At 74.2% G+C, this 25,854-nt stretch carries 22 protein-coding genes and 3 tRNA genes; 8 read left to right on the top strand and 17 right to left on the bottom strand.

Annotation, left to right across the window (positions count from 1 at the left end; genetic code table 11):
- Window positions 1-38: 38 nt before the first annotated feature.
- The 7 genes from ACIP6W_RS07485 to ACIP6W_RS07455 all read right to left on the bottom strand — a co-directional run bounded on the left by ACIP6W_RS07485 (window position 39) and on the right by ACIP6W_RS07455 (window position 7,314).
- Window positions 39-644: a histidine phosphatase family protein gene (locus ACIP6W_RS07485; RefSeq protein WP_066654871.1), complete on the bottom strand. Its 606-nt coding sequence runs from the start codon at window positions 642-644 to the stop codon at window positions 39-41.
- Window positions 641-1,030, bottom strand: coding sequence for a fluoride efflux transporter CrcB (crcB, locus tag ACIP6W_RS07480; protein ID WP_400428906.1), 390 nt, complete (start codon window positions 1,028-1,030; stop codon window positions 641-643). The genes ACIP6W_RS07485 and crcB overlap by 4 nt, the downstream gene beginning before the upstream one ends.
- A complete protein-coding gene (locus ACIP6W_RS07475) occupies window positions 1,027-1,476 on the bottom strand; it encodes a CrcB family protein (protein ID WP_251155125.1) in 450 nt (149 codons plus the stop codon). Before ACIP6W_RS07475 ends, crcB begins: the two co-directional genes overlap by 4 nt.
- 5 nt (window positions 1,477-1,481) lie before the next feature.
- Window positions 1,482-1,889 carry a RidA family protein gene (locus ACIP6W_RS07470; RefSeq protein ID WP_251155126.1) on the bottom strand — a complete coding sequence of 136 codons (408 nt, stop codon included), beginning with the start codon at window positions 1,887-1,889 and terminating at the stop codon, window positions 1,482-1,484.
- Window positions 1,890-1,973: 84 nt separating this feature from the next.
- A complete protein-coding gene (locus tag ACIP6W_RS07465; protein ID WP_307810334.1) occupies window positions 1,974-4,310 on the bottom strand; it encodes a GNAT family N-acetyltransferase in 2,337 nt (778 codons plus the stop codon).
- A complete protein-coding gene (locus ACIP6W_RS07460) occupies window positions 4,307-5,818 on the bottom strand; it encodes a lysine N(6)-hydroxylase/L-ornithine N(5)-oxygenase family protein (RefSeq protein ID WP_400428903.1) in 1,512 nt (503 codons plus the stop codon). The genes ACIP6W_RS07465 and ACIP6W_RS07460 overlap by 4 nt, the downstream gene beginning before the upstream one ends.
- The gene (locus tag ACIP6W_RS07455; protein WP_400428901.1) at window positions 5,815-7,314 is read right to left on the bottom strand and encodes a pyridoxal phosphate-dependent decarboxylase family protein; all 1,500 of its coding nucleotides are present in this window, start codon (window positions 7,312-7,314) and stop codon (window positions 5,815-5,817) included. The genes ACIP6W_RS07460 and ACIP6W_RS07455 overlap by 4 nt, the downstream gene beginning before the upstream one ends.
- Window positions 7,315-7,514: 200 nt before the next feature.
- On the opposite strand from ACIP6W_RS07455, the gene ACIP6W_RS07450 reads away from it, so the two are divergent.
- Window positions 7,515-8,636 carry an NAD(P)-binding domain-containing protein gene (locus ACIP6W_RS07450; protein ID WP_400429641.1) on the top strand — a complete coding sequence of 374 codons (1,122 nt, stop codon included), beginning with the start codon at window positions 7,515-7,517 and terminating at the stop codon, window positions 8,634-8,636.
- Window positions 8,637-8,690: 54 nt separating this feature from the next.
- On the opposite strand, the gene ACIP6W_RS07445 is transcribed toward ACIP6W_RS07450, so the two are convergent.
- Window positions 8,691-9,896: an FAD-dependent monooxygenase gene (locus ACIP6W_RS07445; protein ID WP_209682177.1), complete on the bottom strand. Its 1,206-nt coding sequence runs from the start codon at window positions 9,894-9,896 to the stop codon at window positions 8,691-8,693.
- A gap of 85 nt (window positions 9,897-9,981) precedes the next feature.
- Here ACIP6W_RS07445 and ACIP6W_RS07440 point away from each other — a divergent pair, with 85 nt between their 5' ends.
- Window positions 9,982-10,506, top strand: coding sequence for a MarR family winged helix-turn-helix transcriptional regulator (locus ACIP6W_RS07440; RefSeq protein ID WP_251155131.1), 525 nt, complete (start codon window positions 9,982-9,984; stop codon window positions 10,504-10,506).
- Window positions 10,507-10,617: 111 nt separating this feature from the next.
- On the opposite strand, the gene ACIP6W_RS07435 is transcribed toward ACIP6W_RS07440, so the two are convergent.
- The 3 genes from ACIP6W_RS07435 to ACIP6W_RS07425 form a co-directional block, all read right to left on the bottom strand.
- Window positions 10,618-10,693, bottom strand: a tRNA-Glu gene (locus ACIP6W_RS07435).
- A 58-nt stretch (window positions 10,694-10,751) separates the two neighbouring features.
- A tRNA-Glu gene (locus tag ACIP6W_RS07430) sits at window positions 10,752-10,827 on the bottom strand.
- A gap of 98 nt (window positions 10,828-10,925) precedes the next feature.
- Window positions 10,926-11,558 carry an MBL fold metallo-hydrolase gene (locus ACIP6W_RS07425; protein WP_251155132.1) on the bottom strand — a complete coding sequence of 211 codons (633 nt, stop codon included), beginning with the start codon at window positions 11,556-11,558 and terminating at the stop codon, window positions 10,926-10,928.
- 102 nt (window positions 11,559-11,660) lie between these two features.
- On the opposite strand from ACIP6W_RS07425, the gene ACIP6W_RS07420 reads away from it, so the two are divergent.
- The 4 genes from ACIP6W_RS07420 to ACIP6W_RS07405 all read left to right on the top strand — a co-directional run bounded on the left by ACIP6W_RS07420 (window position 11,661) and on the right by ACIP6W_RS07405 (window position 15,843).
- Window positions 11,661-13,007, top strand: a complete 1,347-nt coding sequence (locus ACIP6W_RS07420; protein ID WP_400428898.1) for a glycosyltransferase — start codon at window positions 11,661-11,663, stop codon at window positions 13,005-13,007.
- A gap of 74 nt (window positions 13,008-13,081) precedes the next feature.
- Complete coding sequence (locus tag ACIP6W_RS07415; RefSeq protein WP_209682169.1) at window positions 13,082-13,285, top strand: hypothetical protein; 204 nt, start codon at window positions 13,082-13,084, stop codon at window positions 13,283-13,285.
- A gap of 102 nt (window positions 13,286-13,387) precedes the next feature.
- Window positions 13,388-14,293: a beta-1,6-N-acetylglucosaminyltransferase gene (locus tag ACIP6W_RS07410; RefSeq protein WP_209682167.1), complete on the top strand. Its 906-nt coding sequence runs from the start codon at window positions 13,388-13,390 to the stop codon at window positions 14,291-14,293.
- Window positions 14,290-15,843 carry a lipopolysaccharide biosynthesis protein gene (locus ACIP6W_RS07405; RefSeq protein WP_400428895.1) on the top strand — a complete coding sequence of 518 codons (1,554 nt, stop codon included), beginning with the start codon at window positions 14,290-14,292 and terminating at the stop codon, window positions 15,841-15,843. The genes ACIP6W_RS07410 and ACIP6W_RS07405 overlap by 4 nt, the downstream gene beginning before the upstream one ends.
- 92 nt (window positions 15,844-15,935) lie before the next feature.
- Here ACIP6W_RS07405 and ACIP6W_RS07400 read toward each other — a convergent pair whose 3' ends face one another.
- The 3 genes from ACIP6W_RS07400 to ACIP6W_RS07390 all read right to left on the bottom strand — a co-directional run bounded on the left by ACIP6W_RS07400 (window position 15,936) and on the right by ACIP6W_RS07390 (window position 19,547).
- On the bottom strand, window positions 15,936-16,895 hold the full coding sequence (locus ACIP6W_RS07400) for a glycosyltransferase family 2 protein (protein ID WP_251159663.1): 960 nt from the start codon (window positions 16,893-16,895) through the stop codon (window positions 15,936-15,938).
- The gene (locus tag ACIP6W_RS07395) at window positions 16,892-17,719 is read right to left on the bottom strand and encodes a glycosyltransferase family 2 protein (protein WP_066654892.1); all 828 of its coding nucleotides are present in this window, start codon (window positions 17,717-17,719) and stop codon (window positions 16,892-16,894) included. Before ACIP6W_RS07395 ends, ACIP6W_RS07400 begins: the two co-directional genes overlap by 4 nt.
- A gap of 487 nt (window positions 17,720-18,206) precedes the next feature.
- Window positions 18,207-19,547 carry a glycosyltransferase family 2 protein gene (locus ACIP6W_RS07390; protein WP_271827091.1) on the bottom strand — a complete coding sequence of 447 codons (1,341 nt, stop codon included), beginning with the start codon at window positions 19,545-19,547 and terminating at the stop codon, window positions 18,207-18,209.
- Window positions 19,548-19,776: 229 nt separating this feature from the next.
- On the opposite strand from ACIP6W_RS07390, the gene ACIP6W_RS07385 reads away from it, so the two are divergent.
- Together ACIP6W_RS07385 and ACIP6W_RS07380 are read left to right on the top strand one after the other, a co-directional pair.
- Window positions 19,777-21,996, top strand: coding sequence for a hypothetical protein (locus ACIP6W_RS07385; RefSeq protein ID WP_400428893.1), 2,220 nt, complete (start codon window positions 19,777-19,779; stop codon window positions 21,994-21,996).
- Window positions 21,986-22,864, top strand: a complete 879-nt coding sequence (locus ACIP6W_RS07380) for a glycoside hydrolase family 16 protein (RefSeq protein ID WP_271827093.1) — start codon at window positions 21,986-21,988, stop codon at window positions 22,862-22,864. The genes ACIP6W_RS07385 and ACIP6W_RS07380 overlap by 11 nt, the downstream gene beginning before the upstream one ends.
- 268 nt (window positions 22,865-23,132) lie before the next feature.
- Here the strand turns inward: ACIP6W_RS07380 and ACIP6W_RS07375 are convergent.
- The 3 genes from ACIP6W_RS07375 to gltX form a co-directional block, all read right to left on the bottom strand.
- Window positions 23,133-23,204, bottom strand: a tRNA-Gln gene (locus ACIP6W_RS07375).
- Between the two features lie 46 nt (window positions 23,205-23,250).
- Window positions 23,251-24,210 carry an NAD(P)/FAD-dependent oxidoreductase gene (locus ACIP6W_RS07370; RefSeq protein WP_400428891.1) on the bottom strand — a complete coding sequence of 320 codons (960 nt, stop codon included), beginning with the start codon at window positions 24,208-24,210 and terminating at the stop codon, window positions 23,251-23,253.
- A 10-nt stretch (window positions 24,211-24,220) separates the two neighbouring features.
- Complete coding sequence (gene gltX, locus ACIP6W_RS07365; protein WP_251155140.1) at window positions 24,221-25,708, bottom strand: glutamate--tRNA ligase; 1,488 nt, start codon at window positions 25,706-25,708, stop codon at window positions 24,221-24,223.
- Window positions 25,709-25,854: the final 146 nt, after the last annotated feature.

Raw genomic sequence — 25,854 nt, 5'->3', positions numbered from 1 at the left:
AGGGTCGTGCGGGAGCAGGACGCACCAGCGAGCGCGCGTCAGTCGCGCGGGGCGACGTTCCAGGAGTCGATGACGGGGCGGCCGTGCTCGTAGCCGAGCGAGCTCACGGTGGCGGTGCCGAGCTTGAGCACGGCTCCGTCCTGCGGCGCGAGGCGGATCCAGGCGGCACCGAGCGCGCGGAGCACGTGTCCGTGCGCGACCACGATCGCGTCGTCGCCCTCGGCGAGGACCGGACGGACGCGGTTCAGGACCCGCTCGACGCGGACCCGGACCTCGGCGGCGTTCTCACCCGGGGTGTCGCCGGCAGGGACCCCGTCGGTCCAGAGGTCCCACGGGCCGTGCCGCTTGACCTTGATCTGCGGGGTGGTCAGGCCCTCGTACGCGCCGTAGTCCCACTCGTACAGGTCCTCGTCGAGCTCGGGGTCGACGCCGACGAGCGCAGCGGTGTCCCGCGCGCGCTGCAGCGGGCTCGAGAGCGCGAGCGCGAAGGTGCGGTCGGCGAGGTACCGGCCGGCGCGCTTCGCCTGCTCGATGCCCTCGTCGGTGAGCGGGATGTCGGTGCGGCCGGTGTGCTGACCGCTCTTCGACCACTCCGTCTCTCCGTGGCGGACGAGGACGAGTTCGCCGGGGCGTTCCGAGGTCATGTGTTCCTTCCGATGAGCAGGCCGAGCGCGGCTGCGCCGACCGAGACGACGAGCATCCCGAGGCCGTTCAGGACGGCGGTCCGGGTCTTGCCGGATCGGAGGAGCTGCACGGTCTCGACGCTCGCCGTCGAGAACGTCGTGTACCCGCCCATCATGCCCGTCCCGAGCACGGCGACCACCGAGGGGCCGAGGGCGCCGGTCTCCCCGAGCCCGGTGACGAGCCCGAGCACGAGCGATCCCGTGACGTTGATGACGAGCGTGCCGAGCGGGAAGCATCCGAGCGCGGTGCCGTCCACCCGGGCCTTGACGGTGCCGTCGAGCCAGCAGCGCAGCGCAGCGCCGACCCCGCCGCCGAGGGAGACCAGCAGGAGTCCGAGCAGGGTCACCGGGCACCCCCGCTCCGAGCGCCCCGGGAGCGCCGAGCGCCGGCGACCCACGCTCCCGCTGCCGCGGCGGCCAGCCCGAGCACCACCGACAGCAGCGCGTACCCGGTGCCGGCGCCCCACCGCCCGACGTCGAGCAGCCGGGCGGTGTCGTCGGCGAGGGTCGAGTAGGTCGTGAAACCACCGAGGACGCCCGTGCCGACGAACAGCCGGAGCGCCCGACGTCGGCCGAGGTCCGGACCCGCGTGCGCGAGTGCCTCCAGGAGCACCCCGAGGCAGAACGCTCCGACGACGTTGATGCCGAGGATCGTCCAGCTGATGCCGTCCACCGCGGGGAACGCTGCGGCGAGCGCAGCCCGCACCCCGGTGCCGATCGCACCGCCGAGCGCGACGAGTCCGAGGTACCGCCAGCGCAGGTGCGGGGGCCGGTCGGTCGTGCGGGTGTCCACGGACGTCAGTCCACCAGGGCGGCCACGCCCTCGACCTCGACGAGCTGGTCGTCGTAGCCGAGGACGGTCACGCCCGTCAGCGTGCTGGGCACGTCGTGGTCCCCCATCGCGGCCCGGACGACCTCCCACGCGGCGACGAGGTCGGCCTGGTCGGACGATGCCACGAGCACGCGGGTGTGCAGGAGGTCACCGAGTCCGGCGCCGGCCGCGGCGAGCGCCGTCTCGAGGTTGGCCATGCACCGAGCGGCCTGGGCACGGTGGTCCCCCACGGCGACGGTGCGACCCTGCTCGTCGAGCGGGCAGGCCCCGGCGAGGAACACCAGTCGGGCACCGGCAGGCGCGGTGGCGGCGTACGCGTACTCCGCCACGGAGCTGAGTCGGTCGGAGCGGATGAGCTGCACGGCGCTGGTCACCCTGCCAGCCTGCCACGACCGGACCCGCGGGAGCGTGCCCGCCGCCCGCGGGACCGGCCCGGAGCCGCCCGTGTGAGCGGATCCTCAGCGTGCGACGGGGTTCGCCGTGCGGCCGGCGCGGATGAGCGAGTCGGTCTGCGCCGACAGGTCGACCATCTGCAGGGTGTTCCGCAGCTGCAGCCGGTTGAGGCACGAGTGCTCGAAGTCCGGCACGCGGAGGTCGATCGGCCGCGCCCGTCCCGCCGCGGTGTCGTCCACGCAGGAGCCGACGAGCCGCCAGAAGACCCTGCTCGGCAGGACTCCGTCGTCGTCGAGGATCGCCGCGAGGTACCGGAGCACCCCGTCGAACACGTCGGTGAAGACGCCGAGCGCCGCCTCGTCGTCGTCCACGGGGTGCACGATCCGCTCGATCCCGGCGGGCACCGGGACGTCCCCGACGACCACGACCTCCTCCCCGATGTCCTTCATGAACACGCGGGACACCGCACCGTCGCGCAGCACGAGCACGAGGTTCTCGCCGTGCGGCATGAACAGCAGCTGGTGCTCGGTGAGGCAGTGCACGACGGGGCGGAGGTACGCGTGAAGGTACCGCTCGACCCACGACGCGGCGTCGAGCCCCGACTCCGCGACGAGCGCAGCAGCCACCGACCGCCCCCTCGCGTCCCGGTGGAGCAGCGCCGCCATGGTGATCGGCCGCTCCCCCGGCAGCAGGCGCGGCACCGGGCTCTCCCGCCAGAGCGCCGCGAGCATCTTCCGCTGCGGTGCACCCTGCTGCGCGGACACGGCCCCGATCCGGTGCCAGACGTCCCCCGTGTACCCGATCGCCGCGTGCTCGCGGAGCACCCCGAAGCCGGCGTCGGCCAGGACCGGATCGGACCCCACGAGGTCGGCCACCCAGTCGTTCACCGCGGGCGCGGTCCGCATGTACGCCGGTGACATTCCCCGCAGGAAGCCCATGTTCTGCACGGCGAGCGCCGTCTTCACGTACGACCGCTCCGGCCGGGAACGGTTGAACGCGGTGCGGATCGACTGCTGCGGCTGGTGGTCGTCCGGCCCCTCGCCGAGGTCGACGAGGTCCTGCCGCCCGAGGTCCGGGGCGAACGTCACCGCGATCCGGTGCTGCCACTGCCAGGGGTGCACCGGGAACCACGTGTACTCCGCGGGGTCGAGCCCGCGTCGGTCGAGCACCTCGTGGAAGCGCGCGACCGTCGACGCGTCGAGCTCGGCGTCCCAGTGATGGTGCTCGGACCGGTCCGCGGCGAGCGCCAGGTGCGTGTGCTCACGACGGGCTGCGAGCCACCGGTACCGGAAGCGCCCGCCGGACTCGGGGGCGAACGCGCGGTACTCGTCGAGCCCGAACCCGATCCGCCCGTTCGCGGCGACGAACGCCGGGTGCCCCTCGGTCATCGCGGCCTCGGCGTCCTGGAACCCCGCGACCACGTCGCCGTCCGACCGGCCGCGGGCGAGCTGCGCGGCGGAGGGGCCGCCGCGCCGGTGCTTCGCCGCGGCGCTGGCGAGCGTCGAGGCGATCTCCTCCAGGTACGTCCCGAGGAGGGCGTCGGGGATCCCGAGCTGCTCGTGCAGCGCGAGCACGAGGTCCTGTGCATCGAGCGGCGCCGGGACGCCCGCGCGGCTGCGGGTGAGCGAGGCCTCGTCGACGACCCAGTGCTCGAGCGTGTGCACCCGCGCGCGGAAGCGGTAGGTCGAGTCCCCGGCGTCGAGCACCCAGCCCGCACCGTCGGGCCGTGGGGCGACCAACCGTTCGTGCGTGAACTCCGCGATCGCCTTGGCGACGAGGTGCCGCTCGGCCGGCTCGAGGTGCTCCGGCCGCAGGTGCGCGGCGGGTCCGTCGTCGTCGGGCGTGCCGATCCGGCCGGTGTCCAGGACCGACAGCAGCGCGCGCTTGCCGTCGACGTCGACCTCGCGCAGGACACGGAACCCGACCTCGGCGTTCTTCCGCTGCACCGCCGTGTTGCGCACGTCCGGCTCGACGACGACCCGCTGCGCGCCGAGGGCGTCGCGGCAGTGCTCGACCACCGCTCGCATCACGGCACGTGTCAGCCCGTGGACACGTCCCTCGTCGGGCGGCGGAGCGACGAGCAGGTGCATGCCGACGTCGCCCGGTTCCGCGTCCCACACGTCGGTGAGCAGCACGGCCGCCGGGTCGTAGGTCTCCGCGTACGCGACGGGCTCGCCCTCCCACCGGAGCACCCACCCCGCCTGCGCCGGGTCCTCCTGCACCGAACGGAGGTACGTGCGGACCGCGTCGGTGTCGTGGTCGGACATCGCCCACCACGAGGACGCCGGGGCGGCGAGCCACGCCTGCACGACGGCGGCGTCGCGGTCCGGGACCACCGGGTGGACGGACGGGAGGCCCGTGGTCGCGTCCGCCCGTGCGGCGACGGTCGCCAGGGCGCTCACGACGCGGCCCCGGCGGTCGCGGTCCGACGGGCTGCCGCGGCTGCGGCGCTCGCCGGGGCGTCGGCGACGGGACCGGCCGCAGCGTCCGGCCCGGTGCCGGCCGCAGCGGCCGCTCCGGTGTCGGCAGCAGCGTCCGGAACCGGCCGTCCACCGGGCAGGCCGAACTCCTGGAAGGCGATCCGCTCCTCCAGGCCGTACACGGACCGCCCCGTGACGGAGCGGATGATCGAGGCGTTCCGCCACGCCCCCATCCCGAGGTCGGGGGCGGTCAGACCGTGCGTGTGCTCCTCGGCGTTCTGCACCCAGATCCGTCCGCCGAGGGTGTCGACGTGCAGGTCGCGTGCGACGGCGAACCGACCGCGGTCGTCACGGCGGACGAGGTGCTCGACCGGGGCGAGGAAGTCCGGGTCCCGCGGTCGGTACCCGGTCGCGAGGACGAGCCGGGCTACCTCGTGCACCGCCTCGGTGCCGAGCTGCGCGTGTCGGAGGGTCAGTCGGAAGCGGTCCCGCTCGGGCAGCCACGCAGCCGCGACGACGCTGGTGTCGGTCCGGAGCGTCGTCGGGACCGGCCCGCGGGCGCTGATCCGGTAGAGCGTGTCGTAGACCTCGTCCACCAGGTCGGCGCTGATGCCCTTGTACAGCCCCCGCTGCTCGCGACCGAGCCGGTCTCGCACCTCGTCGGGCAGGGCGTGGAAGTGGTCGGTGTACTCCGGGCTCGTCATCTCGAGCGTGAGCTTGGTGTCCTCCATCGGGAAGAACCGGGGCGATCGGGTGATCCAGTCGAGGCGGTAGCCGCCGTCGCGGATGCCCTCGAGCAGGTCGCGGTAGACCTCGGCCGCGGACTGCCCGCTCCCCACCACGGCGATCGAGTCGGCGCTCCGGAGCGCGTCACGCGCCGGCAGGTACCCCGCGGAGTGCACGACCGGTCCGTCGAGGTCGCGGAGCGCCTCGGGCACCGCGGGTTCCGTGCCGATGCCGAGCACGACGTGCCGGGCGACGTACCGCTCGGGCCCGCTCGGGGTCTCGGCGTGCACGGTGAACAGGTCGGTGTCCTCGTCGTGCTCGACGGCGACGACCCGACGGCCCCAGCGCAGCGTGTCGAGCCGTTCGGCGGCCCAGCGGCAGTAGGCGTCGTACTCCACGCGCAGGGGGTGGAAGTCCTCGCGGATGAAGAAGGGGTAGAGCCGCCCGGTCTCCTTGAGCCAGGCGAGGAACGAGAACGGCGACGTCGGGTCCGCCATGGTCACGAGGTCGGCCAGGAACGGGACCTGGATGGTGGCGTCGTCGAGCATCATGCCGTGGTGCCAGGCGAAGCCGTCGGCCTGGTCGAGGAACACGGCGTCGAGGTCGTCGATCGGGTCGGTCAGGCAGGCGAGCCCGAGGTTGAACGGGCCGATCCCGATCCCGACCAGGTCGAGGACGCGGCCGGCACCGTCGCCGGTGTCGCTGGTCCTGGTGGCGCTGGTGCTGGTGGTGCTGGTGCTGGTGGTGCTGGTGCTGGTGGTCACCGGGTCGCTCCCGTCGTCGTGCCGGCCGTGCTGGGGACGCCGCTGGCGTGCAGGCGCGCCGCGGTGTCGACCACGTGGTCGAGCGCCGCGACGACCTGCGTCGTGCTCGTGGTGGGGTTGAGCAGGGTGAGCTTGCTGCACGGACGGCCGTCGATCACGGTCTTCGCGACGAGCACCCGACCCTCGGCGAGCAGGGCCGCGCGCAGCGGCGCGACGAGTGCGTCGGCCTCGGCGTCCGACACCCCGTCCGGCTGCCAGCGGAAGAGCACCGTGCTCAGCTGCGTCGGCGCGACGAGCACCAGGTCCGGGTGTGCCGCGACGTGCTCGTGCACCCGCTCCGTGACGTCGAGCACCGCGTCGAAGGCCCGTCCGATCGCCTCGGCGCCGCTCGCCCGGAGGGTCGCCCAGAGCTTGAGCGCGTCGAACCGCCGGGTGGTCTGCAGGGACTTGTCGACCTGGTTCGGCTCGTCGGCGTCCTCGGGGTTGAGGTAGTCCGCGTGCCACGAGGCCCGGCGGAGGTCCTCCGGGTCCCGCACGAGCAGCGCGCTCGACGACACCGGCTGGAAGAACGACTTGTGGAAGTCCGCGGTGACGCTCCGCGCTCGTCCGATGCCGGCGAGCAGGTGTCGGCGGGTCGGGGACACGAGCAGACCACAGCCGTACGCGGCGTCGACGTGCAACCAGACGTCCTCGAGGTCGCAGACGTCGGCGATCGCCTCGAGCGGGTCGATGCAGCCGCGGTCGGTCGTGCCCGCGGTCGCGACGACGGCCGCGGGCGTCCGGCCCTCGCGCCGGGCGTCGGCGATCGCGTGGGCGAGGGCGTCCGGTCGCATCCGGCCCGCTGCGTCGACGGTGACGTCGACCACGGCACGTTCCGGCAGGCCGAGCAGCATCGCGGACTTCCGGACGCTGAAGTGGCTCGACGCGGTGGCGAACACGACGAGGTCGTCGAGTGCCGGCGAGCGGTGCGCACGGTCTCCCGCGCGGAGCGGTGCGGTCGCGGCCTGGCGCGCCAGGAGCAGGGCGTGCAGGTTCGACTGCGTCCCACCCGAGGTGAAGACCCCGTCCCCCGTCGGGAAGCCGATCGCGTCCGTGACCCACCGGACCGTCCGACGTTCGATCTCGGTGCCGATCCGCGACTGGTCCCAGGTGTCGACCGACGGGTTGACCGCCGCGAGGACCGCCTCGGCAGCGACCGCGGGCACCGCCACCGGACAGTTGAGGTGCGCGAGGTACCCGGGGTCGTGGAACCAGACGGCCTTCGCGGTGAAGAGGTCGTCGACCTCGGCGACGGCAGCCTCCGCCGACCCGAGCGGTCGGTCGAGGTCGACCGCCGCGATCCGCTGTCGGAGGACGGCGGCGGGCGTGTCGGTGGTCGGCGCGGTGACGGCCGCGAGTCGGTCGGCGGTCCGGTCGACCGCGCCCCGGACGACCCTGCGGTACCGGTCGGAGCGGTCGGACGTGAGGAGTTCGAGCAATGGCGTGGAGCTGTTCACGTTAGGTAAGGCTAACCTCACTCCTCCGCGAAACGGAAGCCACACCCGGGGGAAGACCGGTCGTTCTGTCGCGCTCGGCCCGCCCCGGCCTGCCCCGGTACGCTCGCCGGGTGACCAGCCCTCCGTCCGCCGCCGACGCCGACGCGGACGCGACCGCCGACGCAGTCGCGACGGTCGACGCAGTCGCGACCGTCGCCGTCATCGGCGCGGGGCAGGCCGGGCTGTCGGTCGCGCACCACCTGCGCCGACGCGGGTTCCGCGCCGTGTCCGGCGCCGGGGACCGCGGCGGGCCGGCCGGCAGGACCGTCGTCGTGCTCGACGCGAACCAGCGGCCAGGAGGCGCGTGGCAGCACCGGTGGGCGTCGCTGCGGATGGCCACGGTGAACGGCATCCACGACCTGCCCGGCACGCCGCTCCCACCCGTCGACCCTGCGGAGGAGGCCCGCACCGCGGTCCCCCGCTACTTCGCCGACCACGAGGCGCGCGAGGCCCTCCCGGTGCTGCGGCCCGTCCGCGTGCGGTCGGTGACCCCGGTCGACGACCGCCCCGACGGGGCACTCCGTCTCGACACGGACCACGGCTCGTGGCTGGTGCGCGCCGTGGTGAACGCCACCGGCACGTGGGACACCCCGGTGGTCCCGGACGTGCCGGGTGCCGCGTCCTTCCTCGGCGAGCAGCTGCACAGTCGCGACTTCGTCGACGCCGAGCACTTCCGCGGCAGGCGCGTGGCCGTCGTCGGCGGCGGGATCTCCGCGGTGCAGCTGCTCGGGGAGATCAGCCTCGTCACCTCGACCGTCTGGTACACCCGGCGCGAACCGGTGTTCCTGCCGGGCGGCTTCGTCCACGAGGTCGACGGCGTCGACGTGGAACGACGCGTGGCCGCCGACGTCCGGGCCGGTCGACCGCCGGCGAGCATCGTGTCGTACACCGGACTGATCTGGACCGGCGCGCTGTGTGACGCCGCTCGGCGCGGTGTGCTCGAGCGGCGGCCGATGTTCACGCGGGTCCGACCGCACGGCGTCGTGGAGGCCGACGGCACCGACACCTCGGTGGACGTCCTGCTCTGGGCGACCGGGTACCGCGCGGACCTCGACCACCTGGCACCGATGCACCTGCGCGGCCCGCTCGGCGGCGTCCCGGTCGCCGGTACGCAGGTGACCGACGAGCCGCGCGTGCACCTCGTAGGGTACGGCCCGTCGCAGTCGACCGTCGGGGCGAACCGCGCGGGCCGGGCCGCCGCCCGCGACCTGGACCGCTGGCTCGACACCCACGAGGGCACCCGCGGGGACGGTCGACCGCCGAGTGCTGACGTCGAGCGCTGACCGCCGCACCCCGGACCCGGTCAGCGTCTCGCCGAGCGGTGCCGCCGAGCAGCCTCAGGCCACCGGGACCGGTGGGAGCTCGCGGTCGGTCTCGGCGACGCGGGTGGCCTTCGCCGCGAGGCCCTGCAGCGGCCCCTCGAGCAGCACCCTGTCGGCGACGTGGCGGAGCGCGAGCCCGAGCCGGGTCCGGGGGTAGGCGAACCGGACGATCCCGCGCGGGATGCCCTGCACGTCGTCCACGAGCGGTCGCATCCAGTCGTCGAACGCCGCGAGCGCACGGTCGAGGTCCGCACGGTCCGAGGAGCGACCCGTGACCGATGCGGCGAGCACGTACCCGCTGGTGAGGGCGAGCGACGCGCCTCCTCCGCCCATGGGCGTGACGCACCACGCTGCGTCGCCGACGAGGGCCACGCGGCCCCGCCGCCAGACGGGCATCCGCACCTGGGTGAGCCGGTCGACGTAGACGTCGTCCGACGTCGCGAAGCCGTCGAGCACACGGCGCGACTGCCACCCGGCGTCGGCGAACCGTTCCTCGAGCCCCGCCTGCACCCCCGTGCGCTCGGCGCCGGTCACCCCGTCGTCGTCGCCGGCCCAGGCCAGGATCGCGCGGGTCGTGTCGTACGGGTCGGGGCGCAGGTGCACCTGGCGTCCACCGACGGCGTTGTACCAGCGCCACCGTCGATCGTCGGAGTCCGTCCGAGGGATCGTCCCGAACGCCATCGTGACGCCCAGGTCCCGCTCGGCGACGTCGCCCGGGTGGTCGAACACCAGCGCCCGGGTGGTCGACCGGACACCCTCGGCGACCACGAGCAGGTCCGCCCGGAGCGTCCGACCGGAGGTCGTCGTGACGGCGACGTGTCCGGGCGCGGTGTCGTCGACGTCGGTGATCCGCTCACCGAAGACGAAGGGCACCTCGTCGGGCAGCGCGTCGCGGACCGTGCGGGCCAGGTCGCCCCGGAGCACCTCGAGCTCGGCGGTCGCGCCGTCCGGCCCCTCGGGCAGGGTCGCGGTCACCCGTCCCTCGGTGTCGACCAGGACGGTCCCGGTCTCGGTGGTGTTCGCGGCACGGACCGCATCCGTCAGCCCCATCCGCTCGAGCACCTGCTTCGCGACGCCGCGGACGTCGACGTTCTGCCCGCCGTCACGGAAGGCCGGAGCGCGTTCGACGACGGTGACGTCCCAACCGGTGTGCCGGAGCCACCAGGCGGCGGACAGACCTGCGATGCTCGCTCCCGAGATCACTGCGTGTGGTGCGGACATGTCCTGCTCCTCGTGTGCTGCGCGGTCGGCTGGGACCGACCGCTCGTGCTTTACAGTGAAGCGACTTGACTGTGGAGGAACCTGGATGCCCGACATCGACCCGCTCACGACGGACTGGCAGGACGACGAGGTCGCCGTCATGCACCACCTCCGGGACTGGGCCGTGGCGTTCGAGGAGCTCGACCGGCACCTCGGCGTGTGGATGGGGATGTCGACGACGGATGCGAACGCCCTCGGTCAGGTGCTGTGGGCCGAGCAGGCGGGCGAGCCGCTCTCCCCCGCGCAGCTCGCCCGGCAGATCGGCATGACGTCCGGTGCGACCTCGGTGCTCGTCGACCGGCTCGAGACGGCAGGGCACGTGACCCGCCACCGCGAGAGCACGGACCGCCGGCGGGTGACCCTGCGCGCGACCGCCGCGGCGCGGGCTGCGAACGAGGCGTTCCTCGCGCTCGCCGGGCGCGAGATCGCCGGCGCCCTGCGCGAGAGCGACCCCGCCGAGCTCCGGGCCGCACTGCGGTTCCTCGCGCGGATGACGACGGCGGCGACCGCGGCGAACACGCGCCTCGCGGCGCGTCGGAACGGTGGCTCGACCACCGCGACCGCCCACTGATGAACGGGCGGCGCCTCGCCGGGAGCGACGGGCTCCGCATCCCCGAGAGCACTGCATCGCCGCGAACGACGAGAACCCCTCCGGGCCGGAGCTCGGAGGGGTTCTCGGGTGTGGTGACCCCAGCGGGATTCGAACCCGCGTTACCGCCGTGAGAGGGCGACGTACTAGGCCGCTATACGATGGGGCCGCACGCCCCGCTCGGGAGCGGGACACACTCGTTGTCGGACTCGGAGGCTAGCCACCTGTGGTGACCCCAGCGGGATTCGAACCCGCGTTACCGCCGTGAGAGGGCGACGTACTAGGCCGCTATACGATGGGGCCGTTCCGACAACCCGATAAGTATGGCACAACGCGCGCACGCTGCCAAAACGGGGCGTGTCGCCCGGGTGTGCCGCGCCTCCGGGCGGATCCGCAGCGTCTCAGATCGTGAGCGACTCGCCGGGCCGGAGCACGACGAGTTCCCCGTCCCCGAGCGCCTCGCGCTGCCGGTCGGTGTGCATGGCGAAGCCGATCTCGGACAGCGTCGCCTCGTGCACCGGGTAGGCGCGCCGCGGACCGACCGCGGCGATCCAGTCCATCATCTCCTCGACCTTGAGCCACGGTGCGCCGACCGGAGCAGCGAGGACCTCGACGGGGACGCCGGGCACCGTGTACGCGTCCCCGGGGTGGAAGAGACGACCGTCCACCAGCACCCCGGTGTTGTCGACGAGGGGCACCGAGGAGTGGATGCGCTGGTGCCGGGCGCCGTGCAGGTCGAGCGTGAAGGGGCCGACCTCGCGGTGGTCACCGTCGCCGACCACCTCGACCGTGATGCCCGCGTCGGCGAGCGCCGCGGCCACGCCCGACGGCCCGAGGACCACCGCGTCCGGGTTCCGCTCGAGGATCCCGTGCAGCTGCTCGGGGGTGCCGTGGTCCGGGTGCTCGTGCGTCACGACGACGGCCACGACCCCGGTCACGTCGACCGGGCGGGTGAACCCGCCGGGGTCCAGGACGAGCCGTGCCCCGTCCTTCGTGACGACCTGGCACGCGTGCTCGAGCTTGGTGACCTCCATGCGGGCGACCCTACGCGCGTGGCTGCGGGGTTCCGCACCGGTCCCGCCACGGTCCTGGCACGCCGTTGTCGGACGTCGATGCGTGCCCGTAGCGTCCGGGACATGGCCACCACCACCGCCGTCGCCCTGCCCGGACCCCGGCGCGTCGTGCATGTCGACCTCGATGCCGCGCTGCCGGAGCTCGTCGCCGACGGGACCGGCACTGAGGCCCTCGTCGTCGGACGCCGCGACGGGTACCCCGTCTGCACGGCCGGGCTGACGCTGACGGCCGACCCGTCCGACGCCGCGCGGGTGCTGCGGGCGCTCGCCGCATCGTCGTCCGGGACCACCCCGACCGCGCCGGCCCCCGTGCACGACGACGACCTTCCGTCGGTCTCCGTCGTCGTGTCCACCGTGGTCGACCGCGTCGAGGGCCTCGGTCGGTTGCTCGACGCCCTCGAGCGCCACGACCACCCGGAGCACGAGGTCATCGTGGTCGACAACCGTGTCCGGGTCCCGGAGGACGACCCGCTGCCGGCCCTGCTCGCGGGACGCCGTGTCCGACTCGTCGAGGAACGGCGCCCCGGGCTGTCCGCCGGGCGGAACGCGGGGGTCGCTGCGGCACGTGGCGAGGTCGTGGCGTTCACCGACGACGACGTGCAGGTCGACCCGCGCTGGCTCCGTGCCCTCGGCGAGCGCTTCGTCCGGGAGCCGGAGCTCGACGCCGTCGTCGGCGTGGTCCTGCCGACCGAGCTCGCGACGCCCGCGCAGGTCTGGTACGAGGCGTACTACGGCGGCTTCAGCGGCGAGCGCTCCTTCGAGCCGGTGACCATCGTCCCCGAGGACGTGCCCGGCGCGATGCGCTTCGCCCGCGTGGCCGCGGTGCGACCGGACGGCTCGGTCCGGCGACGGTTCCCGGTGTACGGCATCGGTGCGTACGGCGCCGGCGCGAACATGGCGTTCCGCCGGACACTGCTCGAGTCGGTCGGTGGGTTCGACCCGACCCTCGGCGCCGGGTCCCCCGCACGCGGCGGCGAGGACCTGGCGATGTTCGTCGAGACCCTCTGGCGCGGCGGACGCATCGGCTTCGAACCCCGCGCCGTCGTGCACCACCGGCACCGCCGGACCGTCGCGGAGCTGCACGCGCAGCTGCACGGCAACGGCGTCGGGTTCGCCGCCCTGCTCTGCGCACTCGTGGCCCGGGACCGACGACACGTCGCCGTCCTCGCTCGGCTCGTCCCCCTCGCAGCGACGGCGAAGGCCCGGGTCGCGGCAGCGGCCCTGTTCCGCGGCCGTGGCGCCGACCACCGACCGGCCGCGGACCCGACCCTCCCGGCTCCGGCGAGCACACCGGTGCCACGGTCGCTGGCGTACCACGAGCTCCGGGGATTCCCCGCGGGACCGTCCGCATGGCTCCGCAGTCGTCGACGCTGGCGCGCCGTCGGGGCGGGACGTCCCCTCGCCGGGTGACCGGAGGCGCGGCGCCACGCGTGACCGTAGGATCGGTCACGTCCCGACGACTGCGTCGGGCGCGAGGAGGGCGCATGCTGCTGGGTACCGACACCGAGCGCCGTGACGTCCCGGCGGACGACGCCACGGGTCCAGCGCCGGTGCTGCACCTCGTCGCACCGAGCGCGACGGACACCGCCACGTGCGCGTGCGGCCACCAGCGGGAGGCGCACGAGCACTACCGACGCGGCTCGGACTGCGCGCTCTGCGACTGCCCGCGCTTCCGTCGCCGGGGCTGACCGCCGCGCTCGAGCGGTAGCGCGTGCGGGAAACCGCTGCATCCCCGCAGCCGCCCCGGCGGTTCCTTGTCGGGCTCCGGGGCCGGAGTTAGCGTCGCTCGCATGCCCACCCCCACCGCGGAGCTCGCCTGCGTCGTCCTCGCACACGAGGACGCGACCCAGGTCCGCCGACTCCTCGAGGCGCTGGACCCCTGCCCCGTCTTCCTGCACTGCGACGTCCGCACTCCGGCCGCCGTGCACGACGCGATGACCGACGGGCTCCCGTCGCGCGTCCACCTGCTCGACCGCCGGCGCACCGGATGGGCGCGGTGGGAGAACGCAGCAGCGGAGCTCGCCGGGTACCGCGCCGCGCTCGCCGGGACGGATGCGAGCCACATCGCCGTCCTGACGGGCAGCGACTACCCGCTCGCCACCGCCGACGAGGTGCGCGCGGTGCTCGGGCGCCACCCCGGTCGTTCGTTCCTCGTCACCCACCCGCTCCCGCACCCGGACTGGCGCGGCGGGGGCTGGTCGCGGTTCCGCTACCGCCACTGGGCGTGGCGCAAGCACATGCTGCGGCTGCCGGTGCCGCGTCGGCTGCCGCGTGGGGTCGTCCTGACCGGTGGGTCCCAGGTGAAGCTGATCAGTCGCGAGCACGCGCAGGCCGTGGTCGACGTCGTGGACGCCCGCCCGGACCTCGTGCGCTTCTGGCGCCGCGTGTGGATCGCCGACGAGTCGCTCGTGGCCTCGATCCTGAACTCCCCCGCACTCGTCCCGGGGTTCGCCGACGAGCACCTCGAGCACCCGCTCTGGTACATCGGGTGGGACGGTACCCGGATGAAGAGCCCGCCGTGGCTCGGGACGCCGGACGCCGGACGCCTGCTGGAGCACTGGACCGGTCCGGACGACCAGCCGCCGTACCTGTTCGCGCGGAAGTTCTCCACGAGCCGCAGCGCCGACCTGCTCGACCTCGTCGACGCGGCCGTCGGCCTGCGGGCGCACCGTCCCGCCGGGGCCACCGCGCCGTGAGCGTCCCGTCCGACACCGGGAGTGCGACGCGGACGACGACGGTGCGGCGCGCCGGGCGGCACGTCGCCCGTACCCGCGACACCACGAGCAGCCCCGGCAGCACCGCCGGCACGGACACCGGCAGCACCGACACCGGCAGCACCGCCGTCCGCACGGGTGCCTCGGCGCTCTTCGGCCGGGGCATGCTCTACGTGGTCGTCTGGTCCATGCAGCTGGTCGTCAGCTCGCTCGTCTCCCCCGTCCTCGCGCACCTGCTTCCGCCGTCGGAGTTCGGCGTGCTCGCGTCCGCCATCGCGCTCTTCCAGGCGCTCGGCGTCCTCGCCGTGGCCGGACTCGACCAGGCGGCGGTGCTGCAACGCGCCGAGGACGGCGACGACCGTCGGGCCCGCGGGCTCGTCCCGGTCGGTGCGGTCCTCGCGAGCCTCGTCACGCTCGCGGCGCTGGGGTCGCTGCCGGCGTGGGGTGACGCGGCCGGCTTCGTCGGCGAGCACCCGCTCCTCCTGGTCGCGGTGCTCTGGACGCTGCCCGCGGCGGTCGTGCAGACGTCGCTGGCGCTCCTCGTGGCGCAGGACCGGATCCGCGTCTTCGCGGTCACCAGCCTGCTGTCGTCGGTGGGCGGCTCGGTCATCGGCCTCGGCCTCCTCGTGCTCGTGCACGCCGACGCGACCACCTACGCCTGGGGCGGCGTGGTCGCGCAGGGCGTGGCGATGGTGATCGGCGTCGTCGCCGTCCGCCCGCGCCTGCGGGGGCTGGTCGACCACGCGACGACGGCACGCGCCTTCCGGCTCGGCGTGCCGATCGCGCTGGGCAACCTGTCCTACTTCGTCCTGAACGCCGGGGACCGCATCGTCGTGCAACGCCTCCTCGGACCCGACGAGGTGGCCCGGTACCAGATCGCCTACGTCGTCGGTTCGGCGGTCGTCCTGCTCCTGACCTTCACGAACAGCGCGTGGGCGCCGCACTTCGCCGCGCTCCGCGACGCCGCCGCACGACGGCGCCTCGCGATGCACGCGCGTGACGAGCTGTACCTGCTCCTCGCGCCGGTGCTCCTCGCCGTGACCCTCGTGTCGCCGGTCGCGCTCCCGGTGCTGGCACCGCCCTCGTACCGGGTCGAGGAGCTGTCGGTCGTGGTGTTCGTCGTCGCCCTGACGGCCTTCCCGGTCGTCGCGAGCGGCGCCACCGGACGACTGCTCGTCGTGGAGCGCCGCGGTGTCGCCGTCGGGGTGATCGCCGCCACCGCCGCCGCCGTGAACGTCGGCGCGAACCTGCTGCTCGTCCCACCGCTCGGCATCGCCGGCGCCGCGCTGTCCACGGTGCTGTCGTACGCGCTGCTCGCCGTGCTGCAGCAGGCCGCGCTGCGGGACCGGAGGCTGTGGCGTGGACCCGCCCGCCGGGTCCCCCTCGTCGTGGTGCCGGCCGTGCTCCTGGCTGCGGCCTCCCTGCTCGCCCCGCAGGACACCGTCTGGGACGTCGTGCGCATCGTCGGCGTCGTCGCCTGCCTGCCCTGGTTCCTGCAGCGGCTCCGGGCGGCCCGCGGCGGCTCGCGCTGACCTGCACCCGCGCGCACCGACGCCCGCCCGGGCAGCACGCGCGAGGCCCCCGGTACCCACTCGGGGTACCGGGGGCCTTGCATCTGCCGGGGTCAGACCGCGACGGGCTCCGGAGCCGGCGCCGTCGCCCGCACCACGACGGCGCCGAACGTCCGCCCGACCGCGTACCCGGTCACCGTGGCGACGACGCTCGTCACGATCGCGAGCGCACGGACACCACCACCACGGCCGACCGTCCCGAGCTCGCGCAGGAGCGCCCCCGGCAGCACCCGGGTCAGGTAGGTGCCCTCGCTCGAGAGCGAGTCCCGCGCACCGACCCGTCGGCTCAGGACGGCCTTCGAGATCCCCTCGTAGTAACTGCGACGACGGACGTACCGCATCGACACCCGGTCGGCCGACACGCGGTGCGAGACGTTCGACCGCGGCTCGTAGCGGATCCGGGCCGTCGGGCGCATCTGGGCGATCCGGATGCAGAGCTCGGTCTCCTCGCAGCCCAGCGGCTGGTTGCCGACCCGACCGATGCCGGACCGGAACCCGCCCGCGGCGAGCAGGACGTCCCGCCGGAACGCCATGCTCGACCCGATCACGTTCCGGACGTCGCCGGCCTCGGTCGGCAGCCCGGTGTAGCTGCAGCCGACGATCCAGAGCAGCTCGTCCGGGAACGGTCCGGCGCCGGTGGTGTCCGGCCACGACGGGGTCGCGCGGCCGCCGACCCCGACGACGTCGGGCAGCTCGAGGGACTCGACGAGGTGCATCAGCCAGTCCGGGTCCGCCGCGGCGTCGTCGTCGAGGAAGGCCACGACGTCGGACGCGGCGAGTGCCACGCCCGTGTTCCGGGCGCCGGACAGGCCGCGCTCCTCGGCGTTCGGGACGACCCGCAGCTCGGGCCACCTGGCCGCGGCGCGGAGCAGCAGCTCGGGCTCGTGGTCGATCACGACGACGACCTCGGTGGCCTCGGGCTGCCGCTTCGCCGACTCCACGGCTGCCTGCAGGTCGCCCCAGCGCTGCTGGGTGTAGGCGCAGATGACGACCGCGACCGTGGGCAGGCTCACGCGGCTTCCTCGTCGAGGACGGCCACCGGCTCCGCAACGGCGCGGGCGCGCACCGGCGTCGGCGCGAGACGGGCGCGGGCGGCGACCTCGCCGGCGCGACGACGCTCGTGCATGATCGAGGTGAGGACGCGGATGCCGTCGCTCACGGCGTTGAGGTTGCTCGTGCCGTGCACGCGGAGCTTCTCGTGGCTCGGGACCTCGGTGATCGCGAAGCCGGCGGCGGACCACCGGCAGGTCAGGATCGTCTCGATCTCGAAGCCGTCACCCCACCGCATCGATCCGTCGGCGGGCTGCGGGAGCGTCGAGGACAGCAGACCGACCGTCGGCAGCGTGTCCGCCCAGAACGCGTTGTAGCCGTAGCAGAGGTCCGTGTACCGCGCACCGAGCAGCAGGTTCGAGATGATGTTGAGCCCCTTGTTGCCGAGGCCCCGGATCACCGTGATGTCGTCGCTGCCGCCGCCGGGCGCGTACCGGGACCCCTTGGCGACGTCGGCACCGGCGACGAGGGCGTCGACGAAGCGCGGGATCTCGGCGGCGTCCGCGGAGCAGTCCGCGTCGAACATGACGACGACGTCGCCGGTGACCGCCTCGAAGCCGCAGGCCAGTGCGTTGCCCTTGCCCTTCCGGGTCTGCTGCACGACCGTGATCGACGGCATCAGGCGCCGCGCGGTCGCGACGGTGTCGTCGACCGAGTTCCCGTCGACGAGGATCACCTCGTGCACGGGCGGCAGCATCGGCAGGATGATCTCGAGGTTGCGCGCCTCGTTGCGTGCGGGGATGACGACCGAGACACGGGGGTCTCGGGGTCGGACGGTGGTGCTCATGGTGCTCCTGTCGGGTTCAGGCTGCGTGGGTCGTGTCCCGTCGGTCCGGCGCTGGGTGGGCGCCGGTGGGACGTGTGGGGATGGTCCGTGGGGCGGGTGGGGTGCTCTCACCGCGGGGACGGGGGTACGCCGTTCCCGCGGCGGTCCCACCTTCGTCCGCGCCGTGGTCACCGGTCAACGCGGCGCGGGGTGCGTTGCGGCAGCCGCGACCGCGCGTACGGAATCCCGCAAGCGGGCGCGGATCGTGCGGGCACGGCGGCCGGGAGGCACGTGCTGACGCTCCGACGCACCGCCCGACGCGCCACGTGGCGACCGGGAGGGGCGGGACGGGTGGACCGTTCGTCCGACGTCCCGCACGTCGTCGCGTCGCGGCGCGGGGTGCGGCCGCGCGACGGTCGCTGCGGTCCGGTACCGGGCCGGGCCGCAGACCGCGGTGCGGGCGCACGGCGCGCCTCCCGGTCGGCACGCGGTCGGACCGCGTGCCGGATCAGGAGGTCCGGCGGGCGGCAGCCGAGCGGGCGCGCACCGTGTGACGGGACCGCGCGTAGCGACCGACACCCCGCAGCACGGCGCGGAGCTCGACGCCGCGCACCGCGGCGACCTCGCGGTCGAAGGCGCTGTCACCCGCTGCGGGGACGGGGTCGGAGCGCGCCGGCCCACCGGCGACGTCCGCTGCGGGGACTGCCGCCCCGGCGAGCAGGTGCCGGACCGCGCCGGGCGCGCGGACCAGCGCCATCCCGAGCGTCCGTGGCCGGAGGGCGGTCTTCGTCAGCCACGCCCCGAGCCCGGTGCCGTACCCGACCGCCTGGGTGCGGAGTGCGGCGACGTCGGCGCGGTGCCGGTGCCAGACCAGGGCGGAGGGCTCGACCGCGAGGGCCGCGCCGGAGAGCACCACGCGGGCGAAGACGTCGATGTCCTCGCCGCCGCCCGTGGCGGTGCCGACGCCGAGCGCCTCGTCGAAGCCCCCGAGCGCGAGCACCGCGTCACGGCGCATCGCGAAGTTCGCCCCGGTGCCGTAGTCGCCCACCGAGAACGGGAAGAGCGGCCGGTCCGCCGGCGGGGCGGTGAGCCGAAACACCCGCGGGGTGAGGTTCCGCGACCAGGTCACCCGTTCGTCGAACCAGCGCTGGGCCGGCGTGCGGAGCTCGCCGCTCGCCACGAGCCCGCTGACGCACACGACGTCCTCCCCGCGGGCGAAGCCGGACGCGAGGGCACGGAGCCACCCGCGGTCGACCACCACGTCGTCGTCGGTGAACGCGACGACCTCGCCGCGGGCGGCGCGGACACCGGCGTTCCGGGCGCTGGACAGCCCGGGCGTCGGCTCGAGCACGTACCGGATGCGCGGGTCGGTGCCGGGCGCGGTGACGAGTCGACGGGTGGCGTCGTCGGACGGCGCGTTGTCGACCACGACGACCTCCAGGTCGGGGTGGTCGAGCGCGAGGACCGACCGCAGGGCGTCGGCGAGCTGGTCGGCGCGGTCGCGGGTGCAGAGCACGACGGTCGTGCTCGGGAGCCGCACCGGCACGGGCGGGTGCTCGGCCGGGGGCAGCGCGTCGACGGCCGCGCGGAGCTCGGAGGCGTCGACCGCCCCGTCGGTGACGGGCAGGTCGACGAAGCCCCGGGGCGACGTGCCCGCACGGACGAGGAGCCGCGCCGTCCGGTGGCCGGCGGCGTCCGCCAGCGGGATCGCGACGTCGCCGTCGGGGACCTCGTGCGCGTCGACGGCGCCGACCCAGACCGCACCCGGCCAGGTGGGCGGCTCGGGGCTCGCCATCGTGCGCTCGAGCACGAGGCGGGACGACGACGGTCGCGGCGGCGTGGAGGTCATGGGACCACCGTCGTCGGCCCCGGCGGTGGCGTCAACGCGGCCGCGGGGAGCCTGCGGTTCCCCCGCAGGAGCGAACGCGACCGTGCGTGATGCCGCAATGCCGCAGGGCACCCGCACAACACCGTCGGCACCCTCGTCGGTGGCGGTCGACGATGGTCGACTTGCCTCGACAGCCGGCACCCGACCCGAAGGAACGCCCGATGCCCCTCACCACCGCGGTGGTCACCCCGTGACCGCGACGGCGCCCACGCGGGTGGAACTCCGCCGGGCGCACCGGGTGCACCGGTCCCCGCTGCCGGCGGTCGCTGCCGCGGTGCTGGCGTTCGCGGCGACGGCGGTGCTGCTCACCGGGACGACCGGTCCGGTGCAGACCGCCGTGGTCCTGACGGCGCTCCTCGTCGTGCCCGGGACGGCCGTCGTCCGGCCCCTCCGCCTGACCGAGCCGGTGAGCCGGGCGGCGCTCGTCCTCGTCGCCGGTGCCGCGGTCGACACCGTCGTCGCCCTCGCCATGGTCTGGACCCAGCGCTGGGCCCCCGTCCCGGCGGCGGGCCTCGTCCTCGTCGTCAGCGGCTGGGCGGCGCTGGCGCACGGGGTCGTCACGGCCCGGTCGTCCGACCGGGCGTCGGTGCAGCACGCCGTCCGCTCCGCCTGGGCAGCACGCCGCGACGGTACGGTCGTCCGGCTCGCGGTCGGCGGCGGCGTGCTCGTCACGGGGGTCGCGCTCTGGGTCGTCGGCACGGCGCAGACCACCAGAGGGGCGCTCGGCGAGTGGGGCCTGCTCACCGCCGTCCCCCCGGTGTGGTGGGTCGGTGCCGGTACGGTCCTCGCGGTGACCGTCGTCGCGCTGGTCGACCGTCGGTTCCCGGCCGCGCTCGGCACCGCCACCGCCGCCGTGCTCGTCGTGGTCGTGTACGGCACGGCGAACCTCGCGGCTGCCGAGCCCCGACCGCCCTGGGTCTTCAAGCACATCGCCGTCACCGCGTACATCCAGCAGCACGGCTCGGTCGACCCGGCGATCGACATCTACAACCGCTGGCCGGGCTTCTTCGCGGTGAGCGCCTTCCTCGGTTCCGTCACGGGGACCACGGACGCCGCCGCGCCGGTCCGCTTCGTGGAGGTCGCGTTCGCCCTGCTCGACGGTGCCCTCGTCCTCGGCATCGCCCGGGCGCTCGGGCTCCGGGGCCGCTGGGCGGTCACGGCCGCCGTGGTCTTCAGCGCCGCGAACTGGGTCGGTCAGGACTACTACTCACCGCAGGCGTTCGCCTTCGCGCTCTTCCTCGCCGTCGTGCTCGTCGTGCTCACCACGCTGCGCAGCACCCCGAACGCGCTCGGGCGCGGGATCGTCGGTGTCGTCTCCCGGCTGCTCCGGGCCCGCCGGGCACCGATCGTGCCGACCTGTGGGACCGCCGCGGCCGTCGACCCCGGTACCGCCGCCACCCGCACCGCGACCGTCACCGCGGTGGTCCTGGTCGTGCTCCTCCAGGCGGTGATCACGGCGTCGCACCAGCTCACGCCCTACGTGCTCGTCGCCGCGTTCGTCCCGCTCGTCGTGATCGGGGTCGTCCGACCCTGGTGGACCGCGCTGCCCGTCGTCGCCGCACCGCTGCTGTACCTCCTGCCGAACCTCGACTACGTGCAGGAGAAGTTCGGCCTGACCACCGGGTTCGACCCGGTGAGCAACGCCACGGCCGCCTCGACGTCGATCGCGATCCCGTCGCTCGCGACCACCCTGCAGAGCCGCGGGGTGCTCGCCCTCACCGCCCTGGTCGCGGTCGTCGCCCTGGTCGGCATCGTGCGGACGGTGCGTGCCGGTCACGGCCACCGGGCACTGCTCGTGCTCTGGCTCGCCGCGTGCCCGGTCGTGCTCGTCCTCGGGCAGAGCTACGGGGGTGAGGGCAGGTTCCGCGTCGTGCTCTTCTCGGCGCCCTTCCTGGCGATCGCCGCCGTCCACGCGCTGCACGGGCGTCGGCTCCGTCTCCTGCTCACCGGCGCACTGGTCGGCGTCACGACGCTGCTCTTCGTCGCGACGACGTTCCAGGCCGAGCAGGCGAACCGGACGCCAGCCGGCGAGGTCCTGGCGGCGCGGTGGCTGGACGGCCGCTTCACGGCGGACGACACCCTGACGACCGTCGGCGGCTTCCCTGCCGTCATCGGCGCCGGGTACCCCGCGTACCTGCAGCGCTGGGGCCAGGTGCAGTCGCTGGGCGACCTCACGCAGTGGTACCCGGACGGCATCACGCCGGCCGACCTCGACGAGTCGCTCGCGGACCGGGCGCACGGCGGGGACGCGTGGCTGGTGTTCTCCGACGCCGAGCGCGCGGACGTGGTCGCCCGCGGCACCGCGACGGGCGCGGAGGTCGACGCCCTCGAACGTTCGGCAGCGGATCGCGGGACGCTGCGCTACGACCGCGACGGTGTCCGGATCTACGAGGTCGCCCGTGCGGCGTGAGCCCGCGACGCCCGAACCGGGCCCCACACGGCGCGACGTGCTGCGCCGCGGTGCGGTCGTCGCGGGACTCGTCGGCGCCGCGGCGCTGACCGGCACCGTGGCCGTCGTCCTGCCGACGGCGATCCGCCGGGCCGACCGTGCCGTGCCCGCGGAGATGCCCTCGGGGACGGTCGAGTCGGGCGGGGTCCGCTGGGTCCCGTACCTCGCCGAGGACTTCGACCGCGACGCCGCCCACGGCGACCTGCTCGCGGTCTACCCGGCGATGGCCGAGTACCGCGGGTTCCGCGACACCTCGGGCAAGGGGATCTACCACCCGGACGAGGTCGTCTCGGTCCACGACTCGACGCTCGACTTCCACCTGCGGACCGAGGACGGTCAGCCACTCGTCGCGGCCGTGCTGCCCGCGGGCTACCGGTCGTACACGCACCAGCGCGTCTCGATCCGCTACCGGGCCGGTGACGCCCCCGGCTACAAGTTCGTGATGCTCCTCTGGCCGCTGTCGGGCGACTGGAACGAGGGCGAGATCGACTGGCCGGAGGGCGACCTGGGCGGCGACGTCCGCCCGGTGTCGGCGGTGCCGGGCAGCTTCGACGCTGCGGACCGCACCATGCGGTTCCTGCCGGAGGACGCTCCGACGGTGCCGGGCGGCCAGCAGGACTGGCACGTCGCCACCGTCGAGTGGACCGCCGACGTCGTGCGCTTCTGGTGGGACGGTGCACTCGTCGCCTCGACGGCGGGCGCCGTGCCGAGAGTGCCGATGCGCGTCACCCTGCAGGCCGAGACCGCGATCGGCGACGCCCGCGTGCCGGCGGGGTCCGACGGGCACGTGCTCGTCGACTGGGTCGTGGCGTACCGCGCGGCCGACTGACGCCGAGCGGGCTCCTGCCCGGACGCCGACCACGACGGACCGACCGTCGACACCTCCGGGACACCGGCGCTCCTCGGTGCCGGCGTCCGGTGTCGTTCCGGGCGTTCCGCGTCCGTTCGCGCGCCGGGTGTTGATTCGGGCGTTCCGCGTCCGTTCGCGCGCCGGGTGTTGATTCGGGCGTTCCGTGTCGATCCGGGCGTGTCTCCTCGTACGAGGCGCCCGGGAACGGGAAAAGCCCCCGGGATCTCCCGGGGGCTTTTCCTTCGAGCTGGGGTACCTGGACTCGAACCAAGAACGACGGTACCAGAAACCGCTGTGTTGCCAATTACACCATACCCCAAAAGGCCTGCTGGCCTTCCGTTCCCCGTTGTCCGGGGCACGATCAACTACTGTACAGCATCCCGGAGGTCCTCGAGACCACCCACCAGGTCCCGGTGCACCGCGGCTGCCGTCGACGCCCCGTGACCGGCTGCCACGACGAGCTGCTCGGGACCCGGCGGGGTGACGTCCCCGACGGCGTACAGCCCGGGCACCCGGGTCCGACCGACGCGGTCCGCGCGGAGGAGCCCTTCGGCGTCCCGGTCCGCCGGCGCGTCGAGCCAGTCGAGGTCGGCGTGCCACAGGGGTCGCACGAACGCTCCGGTGTGCGGCCGCACGTCGCCGTCCGCCAGGCGGACACCGGTGAGGCCGTCCCGACCGCCCTCGAGGTCGGCCACGGGCCGTTCGTCGACCGTCACGCCCGCCGCCGACAGTCGCGCACGGCCGGCATCGTCCAGCACCGCGGCACCGTTCGTGTAGACCACCAGGTCGTCGGTCCACGAACCGACGAGCAACGCGCGGTCCACCACGTCGGGCGTCTCGCACAGGAACGCGAGGGGCTGCCCTGCGTGCTCGTACCCGTCGCACTCGACGCAGCTGTGCACCGACGTGCCGTAGAGGGCTCGCAGGGACGGCAGTGCCGGGAACTCCTCCCGGAGCCCCGTCGCGACCACGACGGCCCGCGCGCGGGCCTGCAGCTCGGCCCCGCGGGAGGAACCGTGCACCGACCAGCCGTCACCGTCGCGGGCCACGCGGTCGACGACCGACTGCACGACGGTCGCCTCCGGGTAGGACTCGACCTCGACCCGGCCGAGCTTCCGGAGCTCGAGCGGCGAGATCCCGTCGCGCGTGACGAAGCCGTGCGAGCGCAGTGTGGCGGCGTTGCGCGGTCGGTTCGCGTCGACGAGCAGCACCGTGCGCCGGGCGCGGACCAGGTTGAGCGCGGCGCTCAGCCCGGCCGGACCGGCACCGATGACCGCTACGTCGACGGACAGGACGTCGCCGTCCCGCGCACCCGGAGTCGTCACCACGACGGTGTCAGCGGTCCGCGAGTCGGCGGAGACGGGTGAGTGTGGACTCCTTGCCGAGGATCTCCATGGACTCGAACAGCGGCGGGCTGATCCGGCGCCCGGACACGGCGACGCGGAGCGGTCCGAACGCCACGCGCGGCTTGAGGCCCATGCCGTCGATGAGGGAGGACCGCAGGGCTGCCTCGATCGACCCGGTCGTCCAGTCCTCGACGCCCTCGAGCGCGGTGACCCCGGCGTGGAGCACGTCCCCGGCGTCGTCCTTCAGCGTGGCGCGGGCGTCGTCCTCGACCACGAGCTCGTCGTCGGTCGTGAACAGGAAGCCGAGCATCGCCGGAGCCTCGCCGAGGAGCTGCATGCGCTCCTGGACCAGCGGGGCCGCCGCCGCGAGCACCCGCTCCTGCTCGGCGGTCGGCGGCACCGACACGAAGTCCGTCAGGTACGGCAGCAGGCGTCCGCGGAAGTCGTCGGCGTCGAGCAGACGGATGTGGTCACCGTTGATCGCCTCGGCCTTCTTGTGGTCGAAGCGGGCGGGGTTCGGGTTCACGTCGACGACGTCGAACGCGGCGACCATCTCGTCCGACGAGAAGACGTCGCGGTCCGGGCCGATCGACCAGCCGAGCAGCGCGAGGTAGTTGAGGAGCCCCTCCGGCACCATGCCGGCGGCACGGTGGTGGAACAGGTTCGACTCGGGGTCGCGCTTCGAGAGCTTCTTGTTGCCCTCCCCCATGACGTACGGGAGGTGTCCGAAGCGGGGGACGACGTCGGTGATGCCGACCTCGACGAGCGCCTCGTACAGCGCGATCTGCCGCGGGGTCGACGACAGCAGGTCCTCACCGCGCAGCACGTGGGTGATCCCCATCAGGGCGTCGTCGACCGGGTTCGTGAACGTGTACAGCGGCTTGCCGTTGGGGCGGACCACCACGAAGTCCGGGAAGGTGCCCTGCTTGAAGGTGATCTCGCCGCGCACCAGGTCGTCGAAGCTGAGGTCGCGGTCGGGCACACGCAGCCGCAGCGCCGGCTGCCGCCCCTCGTCGCGGAATGCCTGGCGCTCGGCCTCGGTCAGGTCGCGCTCGTGGTTGTCGTACCCCTGCTTCGGGTCGCGACCGGCGGCCGTGTTCCGGGCCTCCATCTCCTCCGGTGTCACGTACGACTCGTAGACGTGGCCGGACGCACGCAGCTTCGCGATGACGTCCTCGTACACGTCCGAGCGTTCGGACTGGCGGTACGGACCGTGCGGACCGCCCACCTCGACGCCCTCGTCCCAGTCGAGCCGGAGCCACCGGAGCGCGTCGAGGATCTGCTCGTAGGACTCCTCGCTGTCCCGAGCGGCGTCGGTGTCCTCGATGCGGAACACGAGCTTGCCGCCGGTGTGGCGCGCGTAGGCCCAGTTGAACAGGGCCGTCCGGATGAGCCCCACGTGCGGGGTCCCGGTCGGGCTCGGGCAGAAACGGACTCGGACGTCGGAGCCGGTGGCAGTGGTGAACGGTGCAGTCATGACCACACGATCCTACCGGCGCGCCAGGCTACCCGACCTGCGGTGGCGGTGTGCGGGTCGGCCCGTTAACGCAGGAAACCCCTGACCGATCACGGTCAGGGGTTTCCTGGTGTTGCTGAAGTTGAGTCCGGCGGCGTCCTACTCTC

It is taken from the genome of Curtobacterium sp. NPDC088465, assembly GCF_044753165.1.
In the GTDB taxonomy this organism is placed as follows: Bacteria; Actinomycetota; Actinomycetes; order Actinomycetales; family Microbacteriaceae; genus Curtobacterium.
Note: the sequence above shows the minus strand (reverse complement) of the source record. Positions and strands in the feature narration are given on the sequence as shown.

Bases quoted from the DNA above. Each gene is read 5' to 3' on its own strand.
- ACIP6W_RS07485 (WP_066654871.1), bottom strand. From the start codon at position 644: ATGACCTCGGAACGCCCCGGCGAACTCGTCCTCGTCCGCCACGGAGAG.
- ACIP6W_RS07445 (WP_209682177.1), bottom strand. From the start codon at position 9,896: ATGTCCGCACCACACGCAGTGATCTCGGGAGCGAGCATCGCAGGTCTG.
- ACIP6W_RS07440 (WP_251155131.1), top strand. From the start codon at position 9,982: ATGCCCGACATCGACCCGCTCACGACGGACTGGCAGGACGACGAGGTC.
- ACIP6W_RS07425 (WP_251155132.1), bottom strand. From the start codon at position 11,558: ATGGAGGTCACCAAGCTCGAGCACGCGTGCCAGGTCGTCACGAAGGAC.
- ACIP6W_RS07420 (WP_400428898.1), top strand. From the start codon at position 11,661: ATGGCCACCACCACCGCCGTCGCCCTGCCCGGACCCCGGCGCGTCGTG.
- ACIP6W_RS07415 (WP_209682169.1), top strand. From the start codon at position 13,082: ATGCTGCTGGGTACCGACACCGAGCGCCGTGACGTCCCGGCGGACGAC.
- ACIP6W_RS07410 (WP_209682167.1), top strand. From the start codon at position 13,388: ATGCCCACCCCCACCGCGGAGCTCGCCTGCGTCGTCCTCGCACACGAG.
- ACIP6W_RS07395 (WP_066654892.1), bottom strand. From the start codon at position 17,719: ATGAGCACCACCGTCCGACCCCGAGACCCCCGTGTCTCGGTCGTCATC.
- ACIP6W_RS07390 (WP_271827091.1), bottom strand. From the start codon at position 19,547: ATGACCTCCACGCCGCCGCGACCGTCGTCGTCCCGCCTCGTGCTCGAG.
- gltX (WP_251155140.1), bottom strand. From the start codon at position 25,708: ATGACTGCACCGTTCACCACTGCCACCGGCTCCGACGTCCGAGTCCGT.